Origin of the sequence: Pseudomonas sp. 34 E 7 (assembly GCF_900005715.1) — a bacterium.
Taxonomy (GTDB): domain Bacteria; phylum Pseudomonadota; class Gammaproteobacteria; order Pseudomonadales; family Pseudomonadaceae; genus Aquipseudomonas; species Aquipseudomonas orientalis_A.
Genome location: NZ_CVTX01000134.1, coordinates 23,524 through 44,019 on the forward strand (window position 1 = coordinate 23,524; position 20,496 = coordinate 44,019).

Below are 20,496 nucleotides of genomic sequence, written 5' to 3' on the forward strand. Positions count from 1 at the left end.
TCGCCGATGCTACGCAGGCGACTGTGAAGGTGTCTAGAACAGCCGCAAGCACGAGAGTTCCGGCCCTGTGACCCCAGGTCGCGGTTGGCAGTCTTGACACTGGCGCGATAAAAGCTGCGATTTAGCGGTGTCAATCGGCCAAACGGCGCATAAACGCTGTTTGGCGTGATATTCTGCGCGCCGTCCTGGTCTAGGCTTTCCTTGGTGCGTACACCCGTATACGTCCCAGCGGTTGGTTGTCGCCCAGGTAGCTGAAGCCAATAATGATAAGAAGTCAGCGCAGAAGGGACATAACAGTGAGGTCGATCCATCGGCCTTGTGTGCCCACCCTGCAGCCTTGAACAATCAGGGGCGGTGGGGCGGATGGCGTTTTATCATAGGTGCTACTGATGTTTAAAAAAGTAAACACTGCCCTGCTGGGGCTGGCTTTGTCGATGGGGATCACGTCCGTTCACGCGGAAGAGGCAAAGAAAGTCGATGTGCTGCTGATCGGCGGCGGCATCATGAGTGCGACCCTGGGTGTCTGGCTCAATGAGCTGGAACCGGACTGGTCGATGGAGATGGTCGAGCGCCTCGATGGCGTGGCCGAAGAAAGCTCCAACGGCTGGAACAACGCCGGTACCGGTCACTCGGCCTTGGCCGAGCTGAACTACACCCCGGAAGACAAGAACGGCAACGTTGAGATCCCTAAAGCGGTCGAGATCAACGAAGCGTTCCAGATCTCCCGTCAGTTCTGGTCCTGGCAGGTCCAGCAGGGCGTGTTGAAGAACCCGCGTTCGTTCATCAACTCCACACCGCACATGAGCTTTGTGTGGGGCGATGACAACATCAAGTTCCTGAAAAAACGTTACGAAGCGCTGAAGGCGAGCCCGCTGTTCGCCGGCATGCAGTACTCCGAAGACCCGGCGCAGATCGCCAAGTGGGTCCCGCTGATGATGGAAGGGCGTGACCCCAACCAGAAAATCGCGGCCACCTGGAGCCCGATCGGCACCGACGTGAACTTTGGCGAAATCACCCGCCAGTTCGTTGCCCACCTGCAAACCACCCCCAAGTTCGACCTGAAACTGTCGAGCGAAGTGCAGGACATCACCCGCAACGACGACGGTTCGTGGCGTGTGAGCTACAAAAACCTCAAAGACGGCACCAAGACTGAAACCGACGCCAAGTTCGTGTTCATCGGCGCCGGCGGCGGTGCCCTGCACCTGCTGCAAAAGTCGGGCATTCCTGAAGCCAAGGAATACGCCGGCTTCCCGGTTGGCGGCTCGTTCCTGGTGACCGATAACCCAACCGTCGCCGAGCAGCACCTGGCCAAGGCCTACGGCAAGGCTTCGGTGGGTTCGCCACCGATGTCGGTTCCGCACCTGGACACCCGCGTGCTGGATGGCAAGCGCGTGATTCTGTTTGGCCCATTCGCCACCTTCTCGACCAAGTTCCTCAAGGAAGGCTCGTACCTGGACCTGCTGACCAGCACCACCACCCACAACATCTGGCCGATGACCAAGGTCGGTATTCGTGAATACCCGCTGGTCGAGTACCTCGCCGGCCAACTGATGCTGTCCGATGACGACCGCTTCAAGGCGCTGCAGGAATACTTCCCGAACGCCAAGCAGTCCGACTGGCGCCTGTGGCAAGCCGGCCAGCGTGTGCAGATCATCAAGCGTGACGAAGAGCAGGGCGGCGTGCTGAAACTCGGTACCGAAGTGGTCAGCTCCGCCGACAACTCCATTGCCGGCCTGTTGGGTGCCTCGCCAGGCGCGTCGACCGCAGCGCCGATCATGCTGACCGTGCTGCAAAAAGTCTTCAAGGACAAGGTAGCAAGCCCGGCCTGGCAGGAAAAACTGCACCAGATCGTGCCAAGCTACGGCACCAAGCTGAACGAAAGCCCTGAAGCGGTCGCCAAGGAATGGGCCTACACGGCCGGTGTGCTGCAACTGACGCCACCGCCAGCGATCCCGCAACTGGCTGCTCCACAGGCCACCGAGGCTGCCAAGCCTGCGGCTGAGCCGAGCAAGCCGGCGTCTGATCTGGCGCTGTAAGTAAGGCTTAAGCAAAAGCCCGCTGAACCGGTGACGGTCAGCGGGCTTTTTTGTGTGCGGCGTTCAGACCCTGAAGTGCCTGACTTGCTCGTACAGATGCAGCGCCAGTGCATTAGCGGTGTCGCACAGCAGATACAGATGCTGGGCGGGGAGGGCCGGCAGTTGCGTGATGTGTCTCAGCCCTTCGCCCATGCGGCTTTCCTCCATCAGGCCCACGGCCACGCCGCTGCGCACGCAAGCCTCTACTGCCGATGAGTTGGGGCTTTCCAGCAGTACGCGATGGTAAACCCCGTGATCTTTCAGCGCCTGTAACGCCGCCGCTCGATACGGGCAACCAGCGATGGGCACGGTGATGGGCAGCGGCGCGTTTGGCGGAGAACTGAACCGCTCGGCTGCCACCCATAGCGGTTGCACCGAGCCCAGGCGCTCACCCTGTGCCAACGGCCGTGCGCTGACGGTGATTGCCAGGTCCAGTTGGTTTGCCGTGAACAGATTCAGGAGTTCGCCACTGGTGCGCGCTTCGATTTCCAGCTCCAGCAGCGGATTGTCGGCGATCAGTCGTGGCACAAATGCCTGGACGAAGGCGGGCGCGTAAGTGTCGGGCACGCCCAGGCGGATCTTGCCCTGCATGCGCTGGGGCATCAGGGCGATCAGAAGGCGGTCGTGGCTTTTGAGAAATTCGCTGGTTTCGTCCAGCAGTTTTCTGCCGTACAGCGTCAGCTCCACGCCCTGGTTGCTGCGGCTGAACAGGCGCTGGCCGACCTGGTCTTCCAGTTTCTGAATCTGCGTGGTTACGGTGGAAGCGCTACGGTGCACATGTTCGGCCGCTTCGTTGAAGCGACCAAAGCGCGCGACGGCATGGAAGGTACGCAGTAGATCGATATTCAGCTGTTTGGCCATGGTTCGACTTTTACGGATTGATGGTGCGAGTTATTCAAATATACAGAAGAGTCTCCTGCCCCTAGCCTCGAAGTCAATCGACTAAGGCTGGAGGGCCGCATGAAGCGATCAACTCTGGGACTGGTGCTGTTGCAAGGTGCGTTTGTCCTGTCATGGAGTTCGGGCTATATCGGCGCCAAGCTCGGCACCCAGGAAGGAGGTGCATTCAACCTGCTGTTCTGGCGATTCCTGTTGGTATCGCTGTGCCTGGGGCTGTTCCTGAACGTCAGGCTGTTGAAGGTTTCATGGGCGCAGATCCGCCACTACGCGGTGATCGGTTGCCTGTCGCAGTTTCTGTATCTGAGCTGCCTCTATGTGGCGATCCAGAACGGTTTGCCGCCAGGCATTGCGGCAATCATCGCGGCGATGCAGCCGTTGATGACCGCAGCATTGTCGACGGGCAGCGCCACCGAGCGCAGCGGTGGCTGGCAATGGGTGGGCCTCGTGATCAGCTTTGCCGGCGTGGCAATTGTGATCGCCGGGCAGTACAGCAATAGCGCAACCGAGGTAGGCCTGGCGATGTATGGGCTGCCGCTCGTCTCGGCGCTGGGGCTGACCCTGGCGACGCTGTACGAACGTCGTTCGGTGCAGAGCGAGAATGTCGGTTTGCTCATACCGCTGTTTATCCAATCGCTGCTGAGCCTGATCGGTTTCACCGGCGCTGTGCTGTACACCGATACCTTGAGCATTCCCCATGACACCGACGTACTGGTTTCGATTGTGTGGTTGACGGTGTTTTCCACCTTTGCCGCTTACTTGAGCCTGTGGCAGCTGCTGCGTGTGATGACGGCCACCCAAGTTGCCGCGTTGGTTTACCTGGAGCCTCCGGTCACCCTCGTATGGGCGGCGTTGATGTTCGGCGACAGGATTCATGCCTCGACCTACGCCGGCATCGTCGTGGTCATTGCCGGGCTGGTTTTATTGCGCCTGAAGCGACCGACCGTCGAGTGCACGTCTTGAGGCCGGTGGGTTCAGCAATCTGACAGACATCTCCTGTTAAAAATAAACCATGCCCAAGCAGGAGGCCTGGTTGCAACAAAGGGGGATTTCTTACTGATACAGATGCGGGGCGATTAGGCCCGAGGGTTTTGTATGTTGCTACGTTATGCGGCAATGGCGGCGGTAGTCGTCGCAGCATCCGGGTGTGTGCAAGAGCGTGTCGTGCATGAGCGCAGACCGGTACAACATGAGTATGTAGAAGTTGTTGCACCGCAGCCGCCGCCCGTACAGGTGATCGAAGTCGAACCACCCGTACGCGAAGGTTATATCTGGTCACGCGGTTACTGGCGCTGGCAAGGCGGGCGCTATGTGGCGGTGCACGGCCACTGGGAGCCGGTGCGCGAGGGTTATCGCTATGTACATCCGCATTGGGTACAGCGCAATGACGGGTATCACTGGCAGGTCGGTGGCTGGATTCGTTGACCGAGCGTCCTCTCCTGTCGTAGGAGCGAGCTTGCTCGCGAAAAAGCCACAGGCGCCGCGTGCTACCTGAATGTTCGCGTAATCGTTGGTGTTTTTCGCGAGCAAGCTCGCTCCTGCAAAAGACGGCCTAGCCGATACGTTTCATACCCGTCGCCTTGACCGCATTGAGGTCGAAGGTGGCGGTGTATTCGCAACCCGCCGCATGGGCGCAGCGTTCGATCAGGCAGTCGGCAAAGTCTGCCGTGTTCGCCACGAACTTGCGCAGGGCTTGCCAGATGATATCGGCGCGCTCAACCGTGAGCTCGCGAGTGTGCAGCAGGGTTTCCAGCACCATCACCACATCGCTTTTGGCCGACGCATAGCAGGACTGCAGGACCCACACCAACTCCACAACGGTCACCAGGCTGACAAAACCCGGTGATGTAGCGGTGAGTGATTCTATCAATCTGGACGCCTTGGCTGACTGCATGGGATCGTCCTGGGTGACGTAGCGCACCAGCACGTTGGTATCCAGGCCGATCATCCGGCGTTTGCTCCCCGGGCCGCGATGGCCTGGTTCATGTCCTCGATGGACACAGCAGTGGCAGGCTTGCTGATCAGTCCCTTGAGGTCGGTGACGGTTTTACTGGCGGCGATCATGGAAAACTTGCCGTCTTCCATTTCGACGAATTCCACCCGGTCGCCTGTTTCCAGGCCGAGGGCTGTCCTCACCTGGACGGGGATGGTGATTTGCCCTTTTGAAGTCAGTGTGGCGGTCGCCATAGTGAAGCTCTCCATCGTGATATTCCTTACCTTAGGGTAAGGAATGATGGAGGACAATATCCGTTGGTCCATAGGTGGCTCGCAGGTGTGGTGAGTCGTCCTCAAACCCTAGCTCGGACTCTCAATCCCCACACCTTTGGCCATGGGCCAAACCGATACAAACTATGACCGACCGCGCCCGCTCACTGCACCACGCGATAGCACGGCACATACGCCGCGCCGCCCGGCAGCTTCATGCGGTGCTGGGCGACAAACGCTTTAAGCAGCTCGTCCAGCGGTTTCATGATCGCCGGGTCACCGTGAATCTCGTACGGCCCGTTTTCTTCGATCAGGCGAATGCCCTTGTCCTTCACGTTACCTGCCACGATCCCCGAAAACGCGCGACGCAGGTTGGCCGCCAGTTCATGGGGCGGCAGCGCATGGCTCAGTTGCAGGCTGGCCATGTTTTCGTGGGTCGGGTCGAAGGGGCGCTGGAAACCTTCGTCGATCTTCAACAGCCAGTTGAAGTGGAACGCGTCGTTGCGCTCGCGTCGGAACTGCTTCACGGCCTTGAGGCCCAGCGTCATCTGGCGCGCGACTTCGGCCGGATCGTCGATGATGATCTGGTAATGTTTCTGCGCCGCTTCGCCGAGGGTAGCCCCGACGAACGCGTGCAGTTGTTCCAGGTAAGGGGCCGCATGCTTGGGCCCGGTCAGCACCACCGGGAACGGCAGGTCGCGGTTGTCCGGGTGCATCAGGATGCCCAGCAGGTAGAGGAATTCCTCAGCGGTGCCGGCGCCGCCGGGGAAGATGATGACGCCGTGGCCGACACGCACGAAGGCTTCCAGGCGTTTCTCGATGTCCGGCAGGATCACCAGCTCGTTGACGATCGGGTTGGGCGCTTCGGCAGCGATGATGCCCGGCTCGGTCAGGCCCAGGTAGCGGCCACCGGTGATGCGTTGTTTGGCGTGGGAAATGGTCGCGCCTTTCATCGGCCCTTTCATCACGCCGGGGCCGCAGCCGGTGCATACGTCAAGGCTGCGCAGGCCCAGCTCGTGCCCGACTTTCTTGGTGTATTTGTATTCTTCGGTGTTGATCGAGTGGCCACCCCAGCACACCACGATCTTGGGCTCGACACCCGCGCGCAGCGTACGGGCGTTGCGCAGCAGGTGGAACACGTAGTCAGTGATGCCCTGGGAGTTGCTCAGGTCGATGCGCTGGCTGTCCAGCTCATTCTCGGTGTAGACGATGTCACGCAAGGCGCTGAACAGCATTTCGCGCGTGCTGGCGATCATCTCGCCATCGACGAAGGCGTCGGCGGGCGCGTTAAGCAGTTCCAGGCGTACGCCGCGGTCTTGCTGGTGGATGCGCACTTCAAAGTCTTTGTAGGCATCAAGGATGGTCTTGGCGTTGTCGATATGCGCGCCGGTGTTGAGGATCGCCAGGGCGCACTGGCGAAACAGGGCGTAGACGCTGCCGCTGCCGGCTTCACTCAGTTGCTGGACTTCACGTTGTGACAGGGTTTCGAGGCTGCCCTTGGGGCTGACGGCGGCGTTGATGACTTGACGTTGGGGCATTCTGATTCCTTGAAAGCACAGCCACCGCATCCACGACAGGCGCGGTGGCTTGAGAATGATGGGCGCCGTATACGGTCGCACGAGACGGTTATTTACCTCAGGCGCAAGGCCGAGCGCAAACACCGTCCAGCACCATCATGCCGCAGAACTTACTGGATCAGCTTCCAGTTTTTGTAGAAAACTCGACGCAGGGTAAATACCAGGCCGGCAAAACCGGCGATCACGGCGTTAAGCACGGAGGGCACCCGGGTTGGCCGCACGATATCAATGAACAGGCAGTAACGTTTTGCATCGTTCTTGTTGAAAGACGCATGCATCAGCGTGTCATCGAAGATAAACAATGGGTCGTCGTGCCAATAGTGCTTGTGCTTGCCCACCTGGATATACACGCCTTCGTGGTGCGGCGCCGGCGCCATGTTGTAGAGCACGCGGAACATCATGCGCAGGGGGCCGAAGTGGAACGATGTCGAGCGGTTCTCGTTGAACACCGACACGCCGATGGTCTTCACGAATGGCAGTTTTTTGCGCAGTTGCGGGATGTCCAAGGCGGTTTCGATGGGGCGGCCGTACCACTGGAAAAACAGCATGCCGCGTTTCTTCTCGGCCATGCGTGCGTCCAGGTAACCGATGATTTCTTCCTTGCGGGCCATGGCGTCGTTAATGACCTGTTGCAGGTCTTCGCGCCAGGCCGGCGGCAGGTCTTGCATCGTGTAGACATGCCGGTTGCGTTTGCTCAACAGGTCGAGCAGGGTGTTGAACGGTGCCAGCACCCAGGTATTGCGGCCGTTTCCGACGAAATATTTCTTGATGGTGCCGCGGTCGTAGAGGCCGTTGCGCAAAAAATCATAAACACCGCAGAACAGCACCAGCAGCAGAAACACCAGGCAGATACGCGGGAAACAGTAGATCAGCAGCAGAACGCCGACGACCCAGGCGAGGGACACCAGCTTTTTGCCGACAGCATTTTTGCTCATGAAACCTGGCTCCAAACTTGAAACATAATGAAACAATATCGTCATGATAGGGGTTTCTGCCGTGCTTGGGCGTTTTAAATAGTTCGAAAAGTGTTAACGCGGTGCACAGTTTGTAACGGTCGTCAGGGTGGGTGGATTGAATTTTGAGAACGGAAGATTTGCGTCTATCGTGACGCTTCGGTTTTTCAGGCGTCATAGACCGGTACGATTGAAGTTGAATGGCCACCATTGGCCTTCGGCACCTTGGAAGAGGCAGAATTTTTATGATCATCAAACCGCGGGTTCGTGGCTTTATCTGTGTGACCGCTCACCCTGTTGGCTGTGAAGCGAACGTCAAGGAGCAGATTGAGTACGTCACCCAAAACGGCGTAATCGAAGGCGGCCCCAAGAAGGTGCTGGTCCTCGGTGCTTCCACCGGCTACGGCCTGGCCGCGCGCATCAGTGCTGCGTTTGGCTGCGGCGCCGACACCCTGGGCGTGTTTTTTGAGAAAGAAGGCGAAGAAGGCAAGCTGAGCTCCGCCGGCTGGTACAACAGCGCGGCGTTCGAGAAGTTTGCCGTGCAAAAGGGCCTGTACGCCAAGAGCATCAACGGCGACGCGTTCTCCGACGAGATCAAGCGCCTGACCATCGACACCATCAAGAAAGACCTGGGCAAGATCGACCTGGTGGTCTACAGCCTGGCCGCGCCACGCCGTACCGACCCGCAAGGCGTGGTGCACACCTCCACCCTCAAGCCGATCGGCAAGGCTGTGACCCTGCGTGGGATCAACACCGACAAGGGCGTGGTGGTCGACACGACGCTGGAACCGGCGACCCAGGAGGAAATCGACGGCACCGTGAAAGTGATGGGCGGCGAAGACTGGCAGCTGTGGATCGATGCCCTGCGCGACGCCGACGTACTGGCCGAAGGCGCCAAGACCACCGCGTTCACTTACCTCGGCGAAAAGCTGACCCAGGACATCTACTGGAACGGTTCCATCGGCGAAGCCAAGAAGGACCTGGACAAGAAAGTCCTGACCCTGCGCGAAAACCTCGCTGCACTCAAGGGCGACGCCCGTGTGTCGGTGCTCAAGGCCGTGGTCACCCAGGCAAGCTCGGCAATCCCGATCATGCCGCTGTACCTGTCGCTGCTGTTCAAGGTCATGAAAGAGCAGGGCACTCACGAAGGCTGCATCGAGCAGGTCTATGGCCTGTTCAAGGACAGCCTCTACGGCAGCGAGCCAAAGCTGGATGCCGACGGTCGCCTGCGTGCCGACCTGGCCGAGTTGGAGCCAAAGGTCCAGGACGCCGTGGCGGCGCTGTGGAACCAGGTCACCGACGACAACGTCAACGAGATCAGCGATTTTGCCGGCTACAAGGCTGAGTTCCTGCGCTTGTTCGGTTTTGAAGTCGATGGCGTGGACTACGACGCGGACGTGAACCCGACCGTCAAGATCAACGGTCTGGTCCAGGCGTAAATGATGTGATTGGCAGCGGCCTGGATCACAAAGTGATCAGGCTGCTGTTCGCCCGAGTTTGAGTTGAATAAGGTTTTGCGCGCGGATGAAGTCAGGCCGTCGCACCTCGACCACTTCTTTCTCCCAGAGTGGATTCAACGGCAAATGATAGCCGCTGTCCTTGGCGGTGTTAATGAATTCGGCCATTTCCCGAGCGTTACAGATGATGCTGATTTCATCGAATCTGCCCAGTTTCGCCGGCAGGAAAAAGGTCACCGGGTAATTTGCGCTCACGTCCGTGAACGGGTTGCCTGAATCCGCACTGTGGTGAACCACTGGCTCCGCATCACCCACCAGTTTGCGGTTGATGATGTTTATCATCTGCTGCAGTCGCGCAGTTGCATTGCCGAGATGGGGATCTTCTTTCTGATAGAAACTGTCCGCGCTTTTAAAGTCCGCGTGCAGTTCTTGCGGTACCTTTTTGTACCCACTGATTCGTTCCTTGAACACGCTGTGCGCGACACCCGATACGGGGAGCTTATCCTGGGCCCCGAAGTCACTCAGGTGCGGCGCGACCATATGCAGATCGTAGTCGGCGGTCAAAGGCTTGCCCTCTGCCTGCTTGGCCAGCACTTCAAGCGGCTTGTCCTGGTGGGTGATCAGATAGGTGTCGGCGGCGGGCGAAGCGCAACGGGCTTGAAACGTATAGCGTTGCCCGCTCGGCCCTTGGGCGCTGAGGTGCAGCGTACCGTTGGCGTCTTTTGCAGACAGCTCAGTGATAGCGCCCAGCTTCACCAATTCGTTAAGGCGGCCGCGCGAGAGTTTCAGCGGGATCGGGACTGCATGGCCTTGCGCGACACAATCCAGGATCTGCACGTTGGCGCCAGCGACTTTTTCCGGCGTGCCCTCCAGCTTGCTGAAGGCCTGGTCGATACAGATCAGACCGGCCTGCGGCCCCCAGTTGGCACTTTTGCCCTTGATGTGAAAATCCTTGGTGGGGTGTCCGGCTTCTATCAGTCCGGTAGCCACGGACTCGACTGGGCGTATGCCGATGATGGAGTTGGTGGTCGCCGCGATCTGTTGCAAGGGTTCAAGGTGGCTTGAAACTATTCCTGTTTGCTCTTTTACCCGCTCGATCAGGGGGGTGTGCAGGCTGTCGGATTCTCCGGCACCTGCGTTTTTCTGAAGGGACTGTTTGCGGTGCAAGGCTTCCATGCTGAGTGCGGAGGGTGATGTAACACTGAGAGTCCTGGTTTTCATCGGAATACCTCTACGTCACGTCTAGCGGCAGTGCGGGATGATTCCGTTCAGTCACTGTTCTCCTTGATAGGGCTGACAGTAAAAGAGATTGGCTCCTTACGCAGAGGTTTGGTGAATTTTCAGAACGATCCTACGCGTGCTTGCCTTCTGCTGCGGGTCCTGCGCATGCCAGACTGCCCCACTCATTGTGCAAACGAGAGCAAACCCATGACGATCCGTGCGGTAGTGTTTGATTTCGGTGGCGTGTTGTTTGACTGGAGCCCGCAGCATCTGTATCGCAAGCTGATTGCCGACGAGCAGGAACGGCGATGGTTTCTCGAGAATATCTGCACCCAGGCCTGGAACACCGAGCAGGATGCCGGCCGAAGCCTGGCTGAAGGCACCCGCAGCCTGATTGCCCAACATCCTGAACACCGGGCCTTGATCGAGGCTTATTACGCGCGCTGGCACGAAATGTTGCGTGGTGCGTTGCCGGAAGGGGTTGCGATTCTCACCGCGTTGCATCACGCCAATATGCCGTTGTTCGGGCTGACCAACTGGTCGGCGCAAACCTTTCCCTATGCCCTTGAACGCTACCCGCTCCTGCAATTGTTCCGCGATATCGTCGTCTCCGGCCAATTGAAACTGATCAAGCCGGACCCGGCGATCTACCAGGCCAGTCTTGCGCGGATCCGTGCCCATCTGCCGGACATCCAGCCCAATGAGGTGGTGTTCATTGATGATGTCGCCGGCAATGTCGACGCGGCCATCGCCCTTGGCTGGCAGGGCATCCACCATGTGTCGGCCGAGCGCACCGCCGCGCATCTGCGTGAACGGGGCGTGGCGTTCTAGCGCGCCCACTTCTCCATGACAAAATCGACGAAGGCCCGCAGCTTGGGCAGGCGATAACGGTCCTGGCGATACAGCAGGTGCATGGGCCGGCTGGGCAGTTTGTAGCCGGTCAGCAAGGCGACCAGATTGCCGCTCTCCAGGTCCGGTTGCACCAGGGCATCCGCCAGCATGATGATGCCCATGCTGTTTACCGCCGCCTGGCGCAAGCCCTGGGAGCTGTTGATGGTCAATGAGCCGGCCACCGGCACCTCTACCTCGCCCGCGTCCCCGGTCATGCGCCACAGTTTGTCGGTGTCGCGCCAGTTGTCGGTCGCAGGGTAGGCGAAGGCCAGGCAGTCGTGTTGCTGCAGGTCAGCCGGAGTCTGCGGCGTGCCACGCCGCGCCAGGTACGCAGGGGACGCGCAGAGGGTGAGGGTGTAGGCCTGCAGGGGCCTGGCGATCACGCTGGAGGTTTCCAGTTCGCCGAGACGGATCGCCACGTCGAAGCCGCTGTCGACCAGGTCCATCCGCTCATTGCTCAGCACCACGTACAGGTCGATCAGCGGGTAGCGCTGGGAAAACTCGCTCAAGGCCGGCACGAGACGTTCGGTGCCGAACACGGGCGGGGCGGTGATACGCAGGCTGCCTTTGGGGGCTTCGCTGTGAATCTGCTCCGCCAGCAGCTCGGAGTCGGCCACCAGCCCCAGCACTTCCAGACAGCGCTGATAATACTGCCCGCCAAATTCGGTAAGGTTCTGTTTGCGGGTGGTGCGTTTGAGCAAACTGACGCCCAGTCGTTGCTCCAGCGCCCGCAGATGGTTGCCGACCATGGTGGTCGACATCCCGCACTCGTGCGCGGCAGCGGTCATGCTGCCGGTCTCGACGACTTTCACGTACACCGACATGGCTTGGAACAGATCCATTATCAAGTCCTGGTTTAAAGTAATTGCAGTAATTCGCAGTTTATCCAGCTGTGGTGGCTAACGATACTTAAACACCGCAATGATGCACTGGAGCCCGCCCCATGACTGCCGCCTGCCTGATGAGCACCTATCAACCCCTGGCCCTGAGTTTCACCCGTGGTTTGGGCACCCGTCTGTGGGATCAGCATGGCCGCGAATACCTGGACGCGGTTGCGGGCGTGGCCGTGACCAATGTCGGCCATTCCCACCCACGGCTGGTGACGGCCATCAGCGAGCAGGCCGGCCTGCTGTTGCACACCTCCAACCTCTATAGCATTGACTGGCAACAGCGTCTGGCCAGGCGCCTGACCCAGCTGTCCGGGCTGGACCGCGCGTTCTTCAACAATTCAGGCGCTGAAGCCAATGAAGCAGCGCTGAAACTGGCACGACTGCATGGCTGGAAAAAAGGCATTGAGCAACCCCTGGTGGTGGTGATGGAGAACGCTTTCCACGGGCGCACGCTGGGCACCATGGCCGCCAGCGACGGGCCGTCGGTACGCCTTGGGTTTCAACGTTTGCCGGGGGATTTTCTGAAGGTGGGTTTTGGCGATCTGGACGCACTGGAACGTATCACCCAACACTGTGGCGCGCGTATCGCCGCCGTGCTGCTGGAGCCGATCCAGGGCGAAAGCGGTGTATTACCGGCACCGCCCGGCTATCTGAAAGCGCTGCGTGATCACTGCACGCGCCACGGCTGGCTGATGATGCTCGATGAAATACAGACCGGCATTGGCCGTACGGGGGCCTGGTTTGCCTTTCAGCACGAGGGCATTGTCCCCGACGTGATGACCCTGGCCAAAGGCCTCGGCAACGGCATACCGATCGGCGCCTGCCTGGCCCGCGCCGGCGTCGCCGAATTGTTCACGCCGGGCAGCCATGGCAGCACCTTTGGCGGCAACCCGCTGGCGTGCCGTGTCGCTTGCACCGTGCTGGATATTATTCATGAGCAAGGCTTGTTGCAGAACGCTGCTCGCCAGGGCGAACACTTGCTGGATCGCTTGCGCATTGAGTTGGATGGGCACCCGCAAGTGCGGGCGATTCGTGGCAAAGGCCTGATGATCGGGATTGAACTGGCCAGCCCTTATCGCGACCTTGCACACCGTGCCGCCCAGGAGCACGGGCTGTTGATCAACGTCACGCGGGGCAAGATCATTCGCCTGTTGCCGCCGCTGACGTTGCACAGCAAGGAAGTGGAGATGATCGTACGAGCCATCACCCGACTGCTGGATTGAAAGGCAATCAAAATGTGGGAGGGGGCAGCCTTAATACCGTCTGTAGGAGCGAGCTTGCTCGCGAAAAACGTCAACGATAACGCGTGCTTTCTGAATGAACGCGGTGCCGGTAAGTTTCTCGCGAGCAAGAGCTAGGCGCTCCCCTCCCTCAGAATTCTGTGCCGCTTTTCAGATTCCATTCAACCACTCCTGATTCAGGGTCTCGGTATCCCCCAGGTACTCCAGCAACCACGCCATGGCCGGCGACAGTTTGTTCTGCGCCCAGGCCACGCAGGATGGGCTGGCCGGGAAGGGGCGGTGCAGTTGCAGCGCCACCAGCTCGCCGCGCTCGACCCACGGCAGCACCTGATGCGCCGGGGCCATGCCGACGCACAAACCGTCGCGCAGGCAATCGAGCGCCGAGGACCAGTTGGGCACCACTAGGCGGCGCTGGTTATCCAGGGTCCAGGTGTCCCGCTTGGGCAGGTTGCGCGAGGTGTCGGTCATGCACAGTGAGGCAAAGGGGCGCAGTTGATCGTCACTGAGCAGGCCGCTGACCGCTGCCAGGGGATGTTTGGCGCTGACCACGCACAACCAGTTCAACAAGCCCATGTCACGAAAGCTGAAGTGGCTGGCCACCGGCACCGCGCTGGTGGCGCCGATCACAATGTCGGTGCGCTCGTCCGCCAGCGCATCCCACACGCCGTTGTACACCTCGTACTCCAGCAGTAATTCCACGTCGGGAAACTGTCGATAGAAGTCCAGCACCAGTTGCCGACAGCGGTGCGGCTTGACGATGGAATCCACCGCCACCTTCAATTGGCCGCTCCAGCCATTGGCCACTTGCTGGCACAGGCGGCGGGTGCCGAGCATTTTTTTCATCACCCCGCGGGCTTCGTCGATAAACAGGCGGCCGGCGGGCGTCAGTTCCACGTCACGGTGGCGCCGTACAAACAGCGGCACGGCCAGCCACTCTTCGAGCTGGCGCACCGTGTAACTGATGGCCGACGGCACGCGATGCAGTTCCTGGGCGGCGGCGCTGAAACTGCCGTGGCGTGCGACGGCATCGACCACATCCAGGGAGTATTCGGACCACATGGCAGTTGCCTTCAAAATTATTGATAAGACTATTCAATTATTATCACTTCACAGGAAAACTGCCAGCTTCATAATGGGCGCCAGTCAGCAAATAGTTTGATGGCAGGATCGACAAGGCTTCAATGAAAAATTCTTTTGGTTTCACGTGGTATCTGGCGGGGCTGAGCATGCTCGGTTATCTCGCCATGGACATGTATTTGCCGGCGTTTGGCGCCATGGGCGAGCAGTTGCAGATTGGCGCGGGGGCCGTGGGCGCCAGCTTGAGCATTTTCCTTGCCGGTTTTGCGCTGGGGCAGTTGCTGTGGGGGCCACTGTCCGACCGGCTCGGGCGCAAGCCGGTCCTGCTCATGGGGTTGAGCCTGTTTGTGATTGGGTGCCTGGGTATGTTCTGGGTGCAGACGGCGCCGCAGCTCTGGGCATTGCGCTTTATGCAGGCGATCGGTGTGTGCTCTGCCGCCGTGAGTTGGCAAGCGCTGGTGATTGATCGTTACCCGGCGGACAAGGCTCACCGCGTGTTCGCCAGCATCATGCCGCTGATGTCGCTGTCGCCGGCGTTGGCGCCGTTGTTGGGCGCGATGGTGTTGAATCACTTTGGCTGGCAGGCGATTTTTGGCGTGTTGCTGGGTGTGTCGCTGCTTCTGCTGTTGCCGACAGTGTTCCTGCGCGCCGCACCGAAGCGTCAAACGCGCCACCCCGTGCGCCTGGGCTATGCACAGCTGCTCACTTCACGGGTATTTACCGGCAACGTCATGATATTTGCCGCCTGCTCCGCCAGTTTCTTTGCCTGGCTGACCGCTTCGCCCTTCATCCTCGGTGGCATGGGCTACACCCCGAGTGACATCGGCCTCAGTTACGTGCTGCCCACCCTGGCCTTTCTCGTCGGCGGCTACAGTTGCCGCAGCGCCTTGCAGCGCTTGCCGGGCAAAACCTTGCTACCGTGGTTGCTCGCTTTCTATTGCCTGAGCATGGTGGCGTTGTACCTGGTTGCAACGTTGACAGTGCCGACCCTCACCACCTTGCTGATTCCTTTCTGCCTGATGGCGCTGTGCAACGGGGCCAGCTACCCGATCGTGGTGGCGAATGCGCTGATGCCGTTTTCGGAAAATTCCGGTAAAGCAGCCGCTCTGCAAAACACCCTGCAATTGGGCTTGTGTTTTCTCGCCAGTCTGTTGGTGTCATCAATGATCGAGCAGGCGCTGTTGATCACGGTGATTGTGATGCTGGCGACCGCACCGTTGGCGGTGCTGGGTTACTGGCTGGCGCGGCCGAAGGCGCAGTGCTCTGAGCTGGCAACTGATCTGAAGTAAAAATGTGGGAGGGGGCTTGCCCCCGATTGCGGTATATCAGCGCCAAATGTGCTGGCTGATCCACTGCTATCGGGGGCAAGCCCCCTCCCACATTTGGATTGAGTTTCTTCAGCTTGAACGCGTTCTGGCTCATGACGGCCGGATTGTTTTTGTAACGCCTCGGCAGACTATCTTGTCCGAATGATTGTATACAACTCTATGGACATACAGTCTCAACATTGCATACAGTGAGCGCACAACAAAAACAGAGATGCGCTCACCATGACTATCCCGAAGGCGTCACCGCAGCGGCCCGAAGATGAAAATCTGGGGGTCGCCGCCAACATGGCCTACGGCCTGCAGCATGTGCTCACCATGTATGGTGGCATCGTTGCCGTACCATTGATCGTCGGCCAGGCGGCCGGGTTGTCGCCGGCGGATATCGGCCTGTTGATCGCCGCGTCGTTGTTTGCCGGTGGCTTGGCCACGTTGCTGCAAACCCTTGGCTTGCCGTTCTTCGGCTGCCAGTTGCCGCTGGTGCAGGGCGTGTCGTTCGCCGGTGTGGCGACCATGGTGGCGATCGTTGGCAGCGACGGGGCAGGGGGCGTGCCGGCGATTCTCGGCGCGGTGATGGCCGCGTCGTTGATTGGGTTGTTGATCACCCCGGTGTTCTCGCGCATTACCCGGTTTTTCCCGCCGCTGGTGACCGGTATCGTCATTACCACCATCGGCCTGACCCTGATGCCCGTGGCGGCGCGCTGGGCCATGGGCGGCAACAGCCGCGCGGCGGATTTCGGCAGCATGTCGAATATCGGCCTGGCTGCGTTGACATTGGTGCTGGTGTTGCTGCTGAGCAAAATCGGCAGCGCGACCATCTCGCGCCTGTCGATTCTGCTGGCGATGGTGATCGGCACGGTGATCGCGGTGTTCCTGGGCATGGCCGACTTCTCCGGCGTGACCCAGGGGCCCATGTTCGGCTTTCCCACGCCGTTCCATTTCGGCATGCCGACCTTTCATGTGGCGGCGATCATTTCCATGTGCATTGTGGTGATGGTGACGCTGGTGGAAACCTCGGCGGACATTTTAGCGGTGGGCGAGATCATCGACACCAAGGTCGACTCCAAACGCCTGGGCAACGGCCTGCGCGCCGACATGCTGTCGAGCCTGTTCGCGCCGATCTTCGGTTCATTCACGCAGAGTGCGTTCGCCCAGAACGTCGGCCTGGTGGCGGTGACCGGGGTGAAAAGCCGGTTTGTGGTGGCAACCGGCGGCGTGTTCCTGGTGGTGCTTGGCCTGCTGCCGTTCATGGGCCGGGTGATTGCCGCAGTGCCTACCTCGGTACTTGGCGGTGCCGGCATTGTGTTGTTCGGCACGGTGGCGGCCAGCGGTATTCGCACATTGTCCAAGGTGGATTACCGCAACAACATGAACCTGATCATCGTCGCCACGAGTATCGGTTTCGGCATGATTCCTATCGCCGCGCCCAGCTTCTACGACCAGTTTCCCAGCTGGTTCGCGACCATTTTCCATTCGGGCATCAGCTCGTCGGCGATCATGGCGATCTTGCTCAACCTGACGTTCAACCACTTCACCGCCGGTAACTCCGACCAGCAGTCGGTATTCGTGGCGGGGACTGAGCGCAGTTTGTGCTTTCGCGACGTGGCGGCATTGCGCGATGGTGATTACTACCGGGGCGGCAAGCTGTTCGATGCCGAAGGCAAGGAGATTCCACTGGTGGCGGATATGCCGAAGAGAACAGTGAAGGCTGAAACCAGCAAGGTCTAAATGTGGGAGGGGGGCTTGCCCCCGATGGCGGTGTATCAGTCAAAACTCCAGTGGCTGACACACCGCTATCGGGGGCAAGCCCCCTCCCACATTGGAATTAGCCAGCCTTGAGGGCTTGGTGCGGCATTGAACATACTTCATCCAAGAACTTCACCACCGTCCCCATGCACGCCTGGCGTTCTTCCACGTGGGGCATGTGGCTGGAGTCTTCGAACAGCGCCCAGCGCACGTCCGGGATTTCGTCCAGGAACGGCTTGACCACCAGCGGCGTGGCCTCGTCGTGCCGGCCGGAGATCACCAGGGTCGGCACGTTGATCGCAGACAAGCGACCGATCACGTTCCAGTCCTTCAAGCTGCCGATCACATGGAACTCCGTCGGGCCGCTCATGGCGTGATACACCGTCGGGTCGGCATCGACCTGGGCGAAGGTGCGCGCGACTTCTTCCGGCCACGGGTTGACCCGGCACACGTGCTGGTCGTAGAAAATCCGCGAGGCGGCCTGGTATTCCGGGTCCTGGTAGGTACCGGCGGCTTCATGCTTGAGCAGGGTTTCATGTACACCTTCGGGCAACAGCTTGCGCAGTCGATTGGCCTCGCTGACCCAGGTGCGCATGCACGTCGGTGAGTTGGCCGGGATAAAGGCGCGCAGGCCCTTGGGCTGCAGAATCGCATGTTCGCTGCCGAGCATGCCGCCCCAGGATTGCCCGAGGATCGCGTAGTTGTCGCTGATGTGCAGGTGGTCGAGCAGGTTGTTCAATTCGTCGAGGAATAGCTCGACGGTCCAGAACGAAGCCGGTTTTTCCGGCAAGTGCGTCGAGCGCCCATTGCCCAACTGGTCGTAGTGAATCACCGCGTGGCCGCTGGCGGCGACATCCGTGAACGCGTCGACGTAATCGTGGGTGCAGCCGGGGCCGCCATGGATGATCACCAGTGGTGTGCGGCCGGTGGACAGCTCGCCCGTGATGCGATACCACGTCTGATAGGCGCCGAAGGGGGCGTAGCCTTCGCGGACTTTGTCGATGAATTCCATTTCGTACCCTGCTCTGAAAAAAGGATCATGGCTACGATAGTCTGCACGCGACGTTTAGGTAACTAGCAAAACAGCTAGGTTTTAGATAAGGATCAATCGTCCAGCAACCGGTAGTGCGTGGCGCGCACCACCGCCTGCACGCGGTTCTTGGCGCCCAACTTGTGCATGGCCGATGCCAGGTGCAGGGTCACCACCGCCAGCGAACGGGTCAATTGCGTGGCGATCTCGGCCGCAGTCAAGCCTTCGGCCGCCCATTTCAGGCACTCGCGCTCGCGCTTGGTCAGATGGATATGCGGGTAGGTGCGCACTGCTTTGTTGAACAAAGGATAAGCCGCCTCCTGTAACGCGTGGCCGATCACGCTGAAGTCCGACAAGGTTTGCTGCGCATCTTTCAATACCGTGCTCGCCTTACCGGTGCGCAGCCCGGTCAGTGAAGCGAAGCCACCACGGGGCAGGTGGATCGGCACGCTGACGCCGCAGGTCAACTGTTGTTCGTGTAGGTAGGAGCAAACGGGTGCATGGCAGGGGTCGATGATCGTTTGCAGTGCAGTCTCGGCCTTTGCCTCATACGACCAGACAAACGGCGATACGCTGCGCAAGGCCAAGTGTTGCACCGGATCGATCTGGTAGAACCCTTCGCTGCACCACAAGGCGTGCCAGTCGGTCGGCGTGTTGCGCAGTTGCAGCACCGAGGGCGTGATCAGCACCCCGTTGAGGTCGATGGGCACCGGCGTGTAGTCGTACACCAGCGCATCGAAACCCAGCTGTTGGGCGAGGATAAACGTATTGTCTATCTGCTCGTCCAGGCTCCTGCCCGGCATCAGGCGATTATTGAAGGCAGTTAGCCTGGCCAGCATCCGTTCTGCTCCCGAATTCATTTGAATCTCGACTTGCTGCAAGTAGAATGCCACGCCCCGGCGAAGGACTGCCAGGCCAAACCTATAAGAAACGCTAGGTTATGGACGCGCGGCATCCTCGGTAGTGTTGACGTACAAACGGCCACTACCTGCCAGGCCGATACAACACAAGGAATGTATGCATGTGGCGTGAAATTGCCCCCGACCAGCAGTACAACGTGCAAGTCGACGGCCATAATCTCGTGGTCTACAGCTTTGGCGAAGGCGATGAGGTGCTGCTGTGCCTCAACGGCGGGCCGGGCCTGCCGTGTGACTATTTGCGCGACGCCCATGGCTGGCTCAAAGACCATAACCTGCGAGTGGTTGCATTCGACCAGCTTGGCACAGGCGCATCAGCCAGACCGACCGACGTTTCCCTGTGGGAAATCCGCCGTTATGTCGAAGAAGTCGAGACCGTGCGCCAGGCACTGGGCCTGGGGCCCGTGCATCTGCTCGGGCATTCCTGGGGCGGTTGGCTGGGTATCGAGTACGCCATCCATTACCCCGATGCGCTGAAAAGCCTGATCCTCGAAAACACGGTCGGCGATATTCCCCACCTGTCCCGGGAACTCGAACGCCTGCGCGGCGCCCTTGGCAGCGAAACCGTGGCCATGATGCAGCGCCATGAAGCCATGGGCACGCTCGATCACCCGCAGTATCAAGCCGCCATCACCTTGCTCAACTATCGTCACGTGTGCCGCCTGGACGAATGGCCGGAGCCGGTAAAACGCTCCCTCGGCGACTGGAACATGGGGCCTTACGAAACCATGCAGGGGCCCAACGAATTCCTGTATATCGGCAACCTCAAGGACTGGAACCGCATTCCTGAAATGGCCACGTTCAAGATGCCGATCCTGATCACCACCGGCCAGCACGACGAACTCACGCCGGCCTGTGCCCTGCGCATGAAGATGGCGGCCCGGCACGCCGAACTGCACGTATTTCCCAACAGCAGCCATATGCCGTTCTACGAAGAACCCGAGGCGTATTTTCCGGTGCTGCTGGACTTTCTCGCCCGCCACCGAGGCTGACG

At 59.9% G+C, this 20,496-nt stretch carries 19 protein-coding genes; 9 read left to right on the plus strand and 10 right to left on the minus strand.

Features of this window, described 5'->3' with window-relative positions:
* The first annotated feature begins 389 nt into the window (after nucleotides 1-389).
* On the plus strand, nucleotides 390-2,036 hold the full coding sequence (gene mqo / locus BFP96_RS12160; protein WP_065886373.1) for a malate dehydrogenase (quinone): 1,647 nt from the start codon (nucleotides 390-392) through the stop codon (nucleotides 2,034-2,036).
* Between the two features lie 63 nt (nucleotides 2,037-2,099).
* Here mqo and BFP96_RS12165 read toward each other — a convergent pair whose 3' ends face one another.
* A complete protein-coding gene (locus BFP96_RS12165; RefSeq protein WP_065936277.1) occupies nucleotides 2,100-2,936 on the minus strand; it encodes a LysR family transcriptional regulator in 837 nt (278 codons plus the stop codon).
* A gap of 99 nt (nucleotides 2,937-3,035) precedes the next feature.
* Here BFP96_RS12165 and BFP96_RS12170 point away from each other — a divergent pair, with 99 nt between their 5' ends.
* Both BFP96_RS12170 and BFP96_RS12175 read left to right on the plus strand, forming a co-directional pair.
* Entirely contained in the window at nucleotides 3,036-3,935 is a 900-nt protein-coding gene (locus tag BFP96_RS12170) for a DMT family transporter (RefSeq protein ID WP_065936278.1), read from the plus strand.
* A 132-nt stretch (nucleotides 3,936-4,067) separates the two neighbouring features.
* Entirely contained in the window at nucleotides 4,068-4,397 is a 330-nt protein-coding gene (locus BFP96_RS12175; protein WP_065886379.1) for a YXWGXW repeat-containing protein, read from the plus strand.
* Between the two features lie 127 nt (nucleotides 4,398-4,524).
* On the opposite strand, the gene BFP96_RS12180 is transcribed toward BFP96_RS12175, so the two are convergent.
* The 4 genes from BFP96_RS12180 to BFP96_RS12195 form a co-directional block, all read right to left on the minus strand.
* A complete protein-coding gene (locus BFP96_RS12180; protein WP_065893557.1) occupies nucleotides 4,525-4,920 on the minus strand; it encodes a PIN domain-containing protein in 396 nt (131 codons plus the stop codon).
* On the minus strand, nucleotides 4,917-5,174 hold the full coding sequence (locus BFP96_RS12185) for an AbrB/MazE/SpoVT family DNA-binding domain-containing protein (RefSeq protein ID WP_065893558.1): 258 nt from the start codon (nucleotides 5,172-5,174) through the stop codon (nucleotides 4,917-4,919). The genes BFP96_RS12180 and BFP96_RS12185 overlap by 4 nt, the downstream gene beginning before the upstream one ends.
* A 167-nt stretch (nucleotides 5,175-5,341) precedes the next feature.
* The gene (gene ppnN, locus BFP96_RS12190) at nucleotides 5,342-6,715 is read right to left on the minus strand and encodes a nucleotide 5'-monophosphate nucleosidase PpnN (protein ID WP_065893559.1); all 1,374 of its coding nucleotides are present in this window, start codon (nucleotides 6,713-6,715) and stop codon (nucleotides 5,342-5,344) included.
* 149 nt (nucleotides 6,716-6,864) lie between these two features.
* Entirely contained in the window at nucleotides 6,865-7,689 is an 825-nt protein-coding gene (locus BFP96_RS12195) for an aspartyl/asparaginyl beta-hydroxylase domain-containing protein (protein ID WP_065886388.1), read from the minus strand.
* Nucleotides 7,690-7,952: 263 nt separating this feature from the next.
* On the opposite strand from BFP96_RS12195, the gene fabV reads away from it, so the two are divergent.
* Nucleotides 7,953-9,146: an enoyl-ACP reductase FabV gene (gene fabV, locus BFP96_RS12200; RefSeq protein WP_065886389.1), complete on the plus strand. Its 1,194-nt coding sequence runs from the start codon at nucleotides 7,953-7,955 to the stop codon at nucleotides 9,144-9,146.
* A 36-nt stretch (nucleotides 9,147-9,182) separates the two neighbouring features.
* Here the strand turns inward: fabV and BFP96_RS12205 are convergent, their stop codons facing one another.
* Complete coding sequence (locus BFP96_RS12205) at nucleotides 9,183-10,385, minus strand: anthrax toxin-like adenylyl cyclase domain-containing protein (protein ID WP_083216628.1); 1,203 nt, start codon at nucleotides 10,383-10,385, stop codon at nucleotides 9,183-9,185.
* Nucleotides 10,386-10,592: 207 nt separating this feature from the next.
* On the opposite strand from BFP96_RS12205, the gene BFP96_RS12210 reads away from it, so the two are divergent.
* Nucleotides 10,593-11,216: an HAD family hydrolase gene (locus BFP96_RS12210; RefSeq protein WP_065936279.1), complete on the plus strand. Its 624-nt coding sequence runs from the start codon at nucleotides 10,593-10,595 to the stop codon at nucleotides 11,214-11,216.
* Here the strand turns inward: BFP96_RS12210 and BFP96_RS12215 are convergent.
* A complete protein-coding gene (locus tag BFP96_RS12215) occupies nucleotides 11,213-12,118 on the minus strand; it encodes a LysR family transcriptional regulator (RefSeq protein WP_065936280.1) in 906 nt (301 codons plus the stop codon). The genes BFP96_RS12210 and BFP96_RS12215 overlap by 4 nt on opposite strands.
* A gap of 101 nt (nucleotides 12,119-12,219) precedes the next feature.
* On the opposite strand from BFP96_RS12215, the gene BFP96_RS12220 reads away from it, so the two are divergent.
* Entirely contained in the window at nucleotides 12,220-13,389 is a 1,170-nt protein-coding gene (locus BFP96_RS12220) for an aspartate aminotransferase family protein (RefSeq protein WP_065936281.1), read from the plus strand.
* Nucleotides 13,390-13,557: 168 nt separating this feature from the next.
* Here BFP96_RS12220 and punR read toward each other — a convergent pair whose 3' ends face one another.
* On the minus strand, nucleotides 13,558-14,466 hold the full coding sequence (punR, locus tag BFP96_RS12225) for a DNA-binding transcriptional activator PunR (protein WP_065896636.1): 909 nt from the start codon (nucleotides 14,464-14,466) through the stop codon (nucleotides 13,558-13,560).
* 122 nt (nucleotides 14,467-14,588) lie between these two features.
* Between punR and punC the strand changes: the two genes are divergently transcribed.
* Nucleotides 14,589-15,773, plus strand: a complete 1,185-nt coding sequence (punC, locus tag BFP96_RS12230; protein WP_065936282.1) for a purine nucleoside transporter PunC — start codon at nucleotides 14,589-14,591, stop codon at nucleotides 15,771-15,773.
* 261 nt (nucleotides 15,774-16,034) lie between these two features.
* Nucleotides 16,035-17,537 (plus strand): nucleobase:cation symporter-2 family protein, encoded by a 1,503-nt coding sequence (locus tag BFP96_RS12235; RefSeq protein WP_065936283.1) that lies wholly within the window; start codon nucleotides 16,035-16,037, stop codon nucleotides 17,535-17,537.
* 97 nt (nucleotides 17,538-17,634) lie between these two features.
* On the opposite strand, the gene BFP96_RS12240 is transcribed toward BFP96_RS12235, so the two are convergent.
* Together BFP96_RS12240 and BFP96_RS12245 are read right to left on the minus strand one after the other, a co-directional pair.
* Nucleotides 17,635-18,567 (minus strand): proline iminopeptidase-family hydrolase, encoded by a 933-nt coding sequence (locus BFP96_RS12240; protein ID WP_065936284.1) that lies wholly within the window; start codon nucleotides 18,565-18,567, stop codon nucleotides 17,635-17,637.
* 92 nt (nucleotides 18,568-18,659) lie between these two features.
* On the minus strand, nucleotides 18,660-19,424 hold the full coding sequence (locus tag BFP96_RS12245) for a LuxR family transcriptional regulator (RefSeq protein WP_065893569.1): 765 nt from the start codon (nucleotides 19,422-19,424) through the stop codon (nucleotides 18,660-18,662).
* Nucleotides 19,425-19,606: 182 nt separating this feature from the next.
* On the opposite strand from BFP96_RS12245, the gene BFP96_RS12250 reads away from it, so the two are divergent.
* Nucleotides 19,607-20,494, plus strand: a complete 888-nt coding sequence (locus tag BFP96_RS12250; RefSeq protein WP_065886398.1) for a proline iminopeptidase-family hydrolase — start codon at nucleotides 19,607-19,609, stop codon at nucleotides 20,492-20,494.
* The last annotated feature ends 2 nt before the right edge of the window (nucleotides 20,495-20,496 follow it).

Bases quoted from the DNA above. Each gene is read 5' to 3' on its own strand.
- mqo (WP_065886373.1), top strand. From the start codon at position 390: ATGTTTAAAAAAGTAAACACTGCCCTGCTGGGGCTGGCTTTGTCGATG.
- BFP96_RS12165 (WP_065936277.1), bottom strand. From the start codon at position 2,936: ATGGCCAAACAGCTGAATATCGATCTACTGCGTACCTTCCATGCCGTC.
- BFP96_RS12170 (WP_065936278.1), top strand. From the start codon at position 3,036: ATGAAGCGATCAACTCTGGGACTGGTGCTGTTGCAAGGTGCGTTTGTC.
- BFP96_RS12175 (WP_065886379.1), top strand. From the start codon at position 4,068: ATGTTGCTACGTTATGCGGCAATGGCGGCGGTAGTCGTCGCAGCATCC.
- BFP96_RS12180 (WP_065893557.1), bottom strand. From the start codon at position 4,920: ATGATCGGCCTGGATACCAACGTGCTGGTGCGCTACGTCACCCAGGAC.
- BFP96_RS12185 (WP_065893558.1), bottom strand. From the start codon at position 5,174: ATGGAGAGCTTCACTATGGCGACCGCCACACTGACTTCAAAAGGGCAA.
- ppnN (WP_065893559.1), bottom strand. From the start codon at position 6,715: ATGCCCCAACGTCAAGTCATCAACGCCGCCGTCAGCCCCAAGGGCAGC.
- BFP96_RS12195 (WP_065886388.1), bottom strand. From the start codon at position 7,689: ATGAGCAAAAATGCTGTCGGCAAAAAGCTGGTGTCCCTCGCCTGGGTC.
- fabV (WP_065886389.1), top strand. From the start codon at position 7,953: ATGATCATCAAACCGCGGGTTCGTGGCTTTATCTGTGTGACCGCTCAC.
- BFP96_RS12205 (WP_083216628.1), bottom strand. From the start codon at position 10,385: ATGAAAACCAGGACTCTCAGTGTTACATCACCCTCCGCACTCAGCATG.
- BFP96_RS12210 (WP_065936279.1), top strand. From the start codon at position 10,593: ATGACGATCCGTGCGGTAGTGTTTGATTTCGGTGGCGTGTTGTTTGAC.
- BFP96_RS12215 (WP_065936280.1), bottom strand. From the start codon at position 12,118: ATGGATCTGTTCCAAGCCATGTCGGTGTACGTGAAAGTCGTCGAGACC.
- BFP96_RS12220 (WP_065936281.1), top strand. From the start codon at position 12,220: ATGACTGCCGCCTGCCTGATGAGCACCTATCAACCCCTGGCCCTGAGT.
- punR (WP_065896636.1), bottom strand. From the start codon at position 14,466: ATGTGGTCCGAATACTCCCTGGATGTGGTCGATGCCGTCGCACGCCAC.
- punC (WP_065936282.1), top strand. From the start codon at position 14,589: ATGAAAAATTCTTTTGGTTTCACGTGGTATCTGGCGGGGCTGAGCATG.
- BFP96_RS12235 (WP_065936283.1), top strand. From the start codon at position 16,035: ATGACTATCCCGAAGGCGTCACCGCAGCGGCCCGAAGATGAAAATCTG.
- BFP96_RS12240 (WP_065936284.1), bottom strand. From the start codon at position 18,567: ATGGAATTCATCGACAAAGTCCGCGAAGGCTACGCCCCCTTCGGCGCC.
- BFP96_RS12245 (WP_065893569.1), bottom strand. From the start codon at position 19,424: ATGCTGGCCAGGCTAACTGCCTTCAATAATCGCCTGATGCCGGGCAGG.
- BFP96_RS12250 (WP_065886398.1), top strand. From the start codon at position 19,607: ATGTGGCGTGAAATTGCCCCCGACCAGCAGTACAACGTGCAAGTCGAC.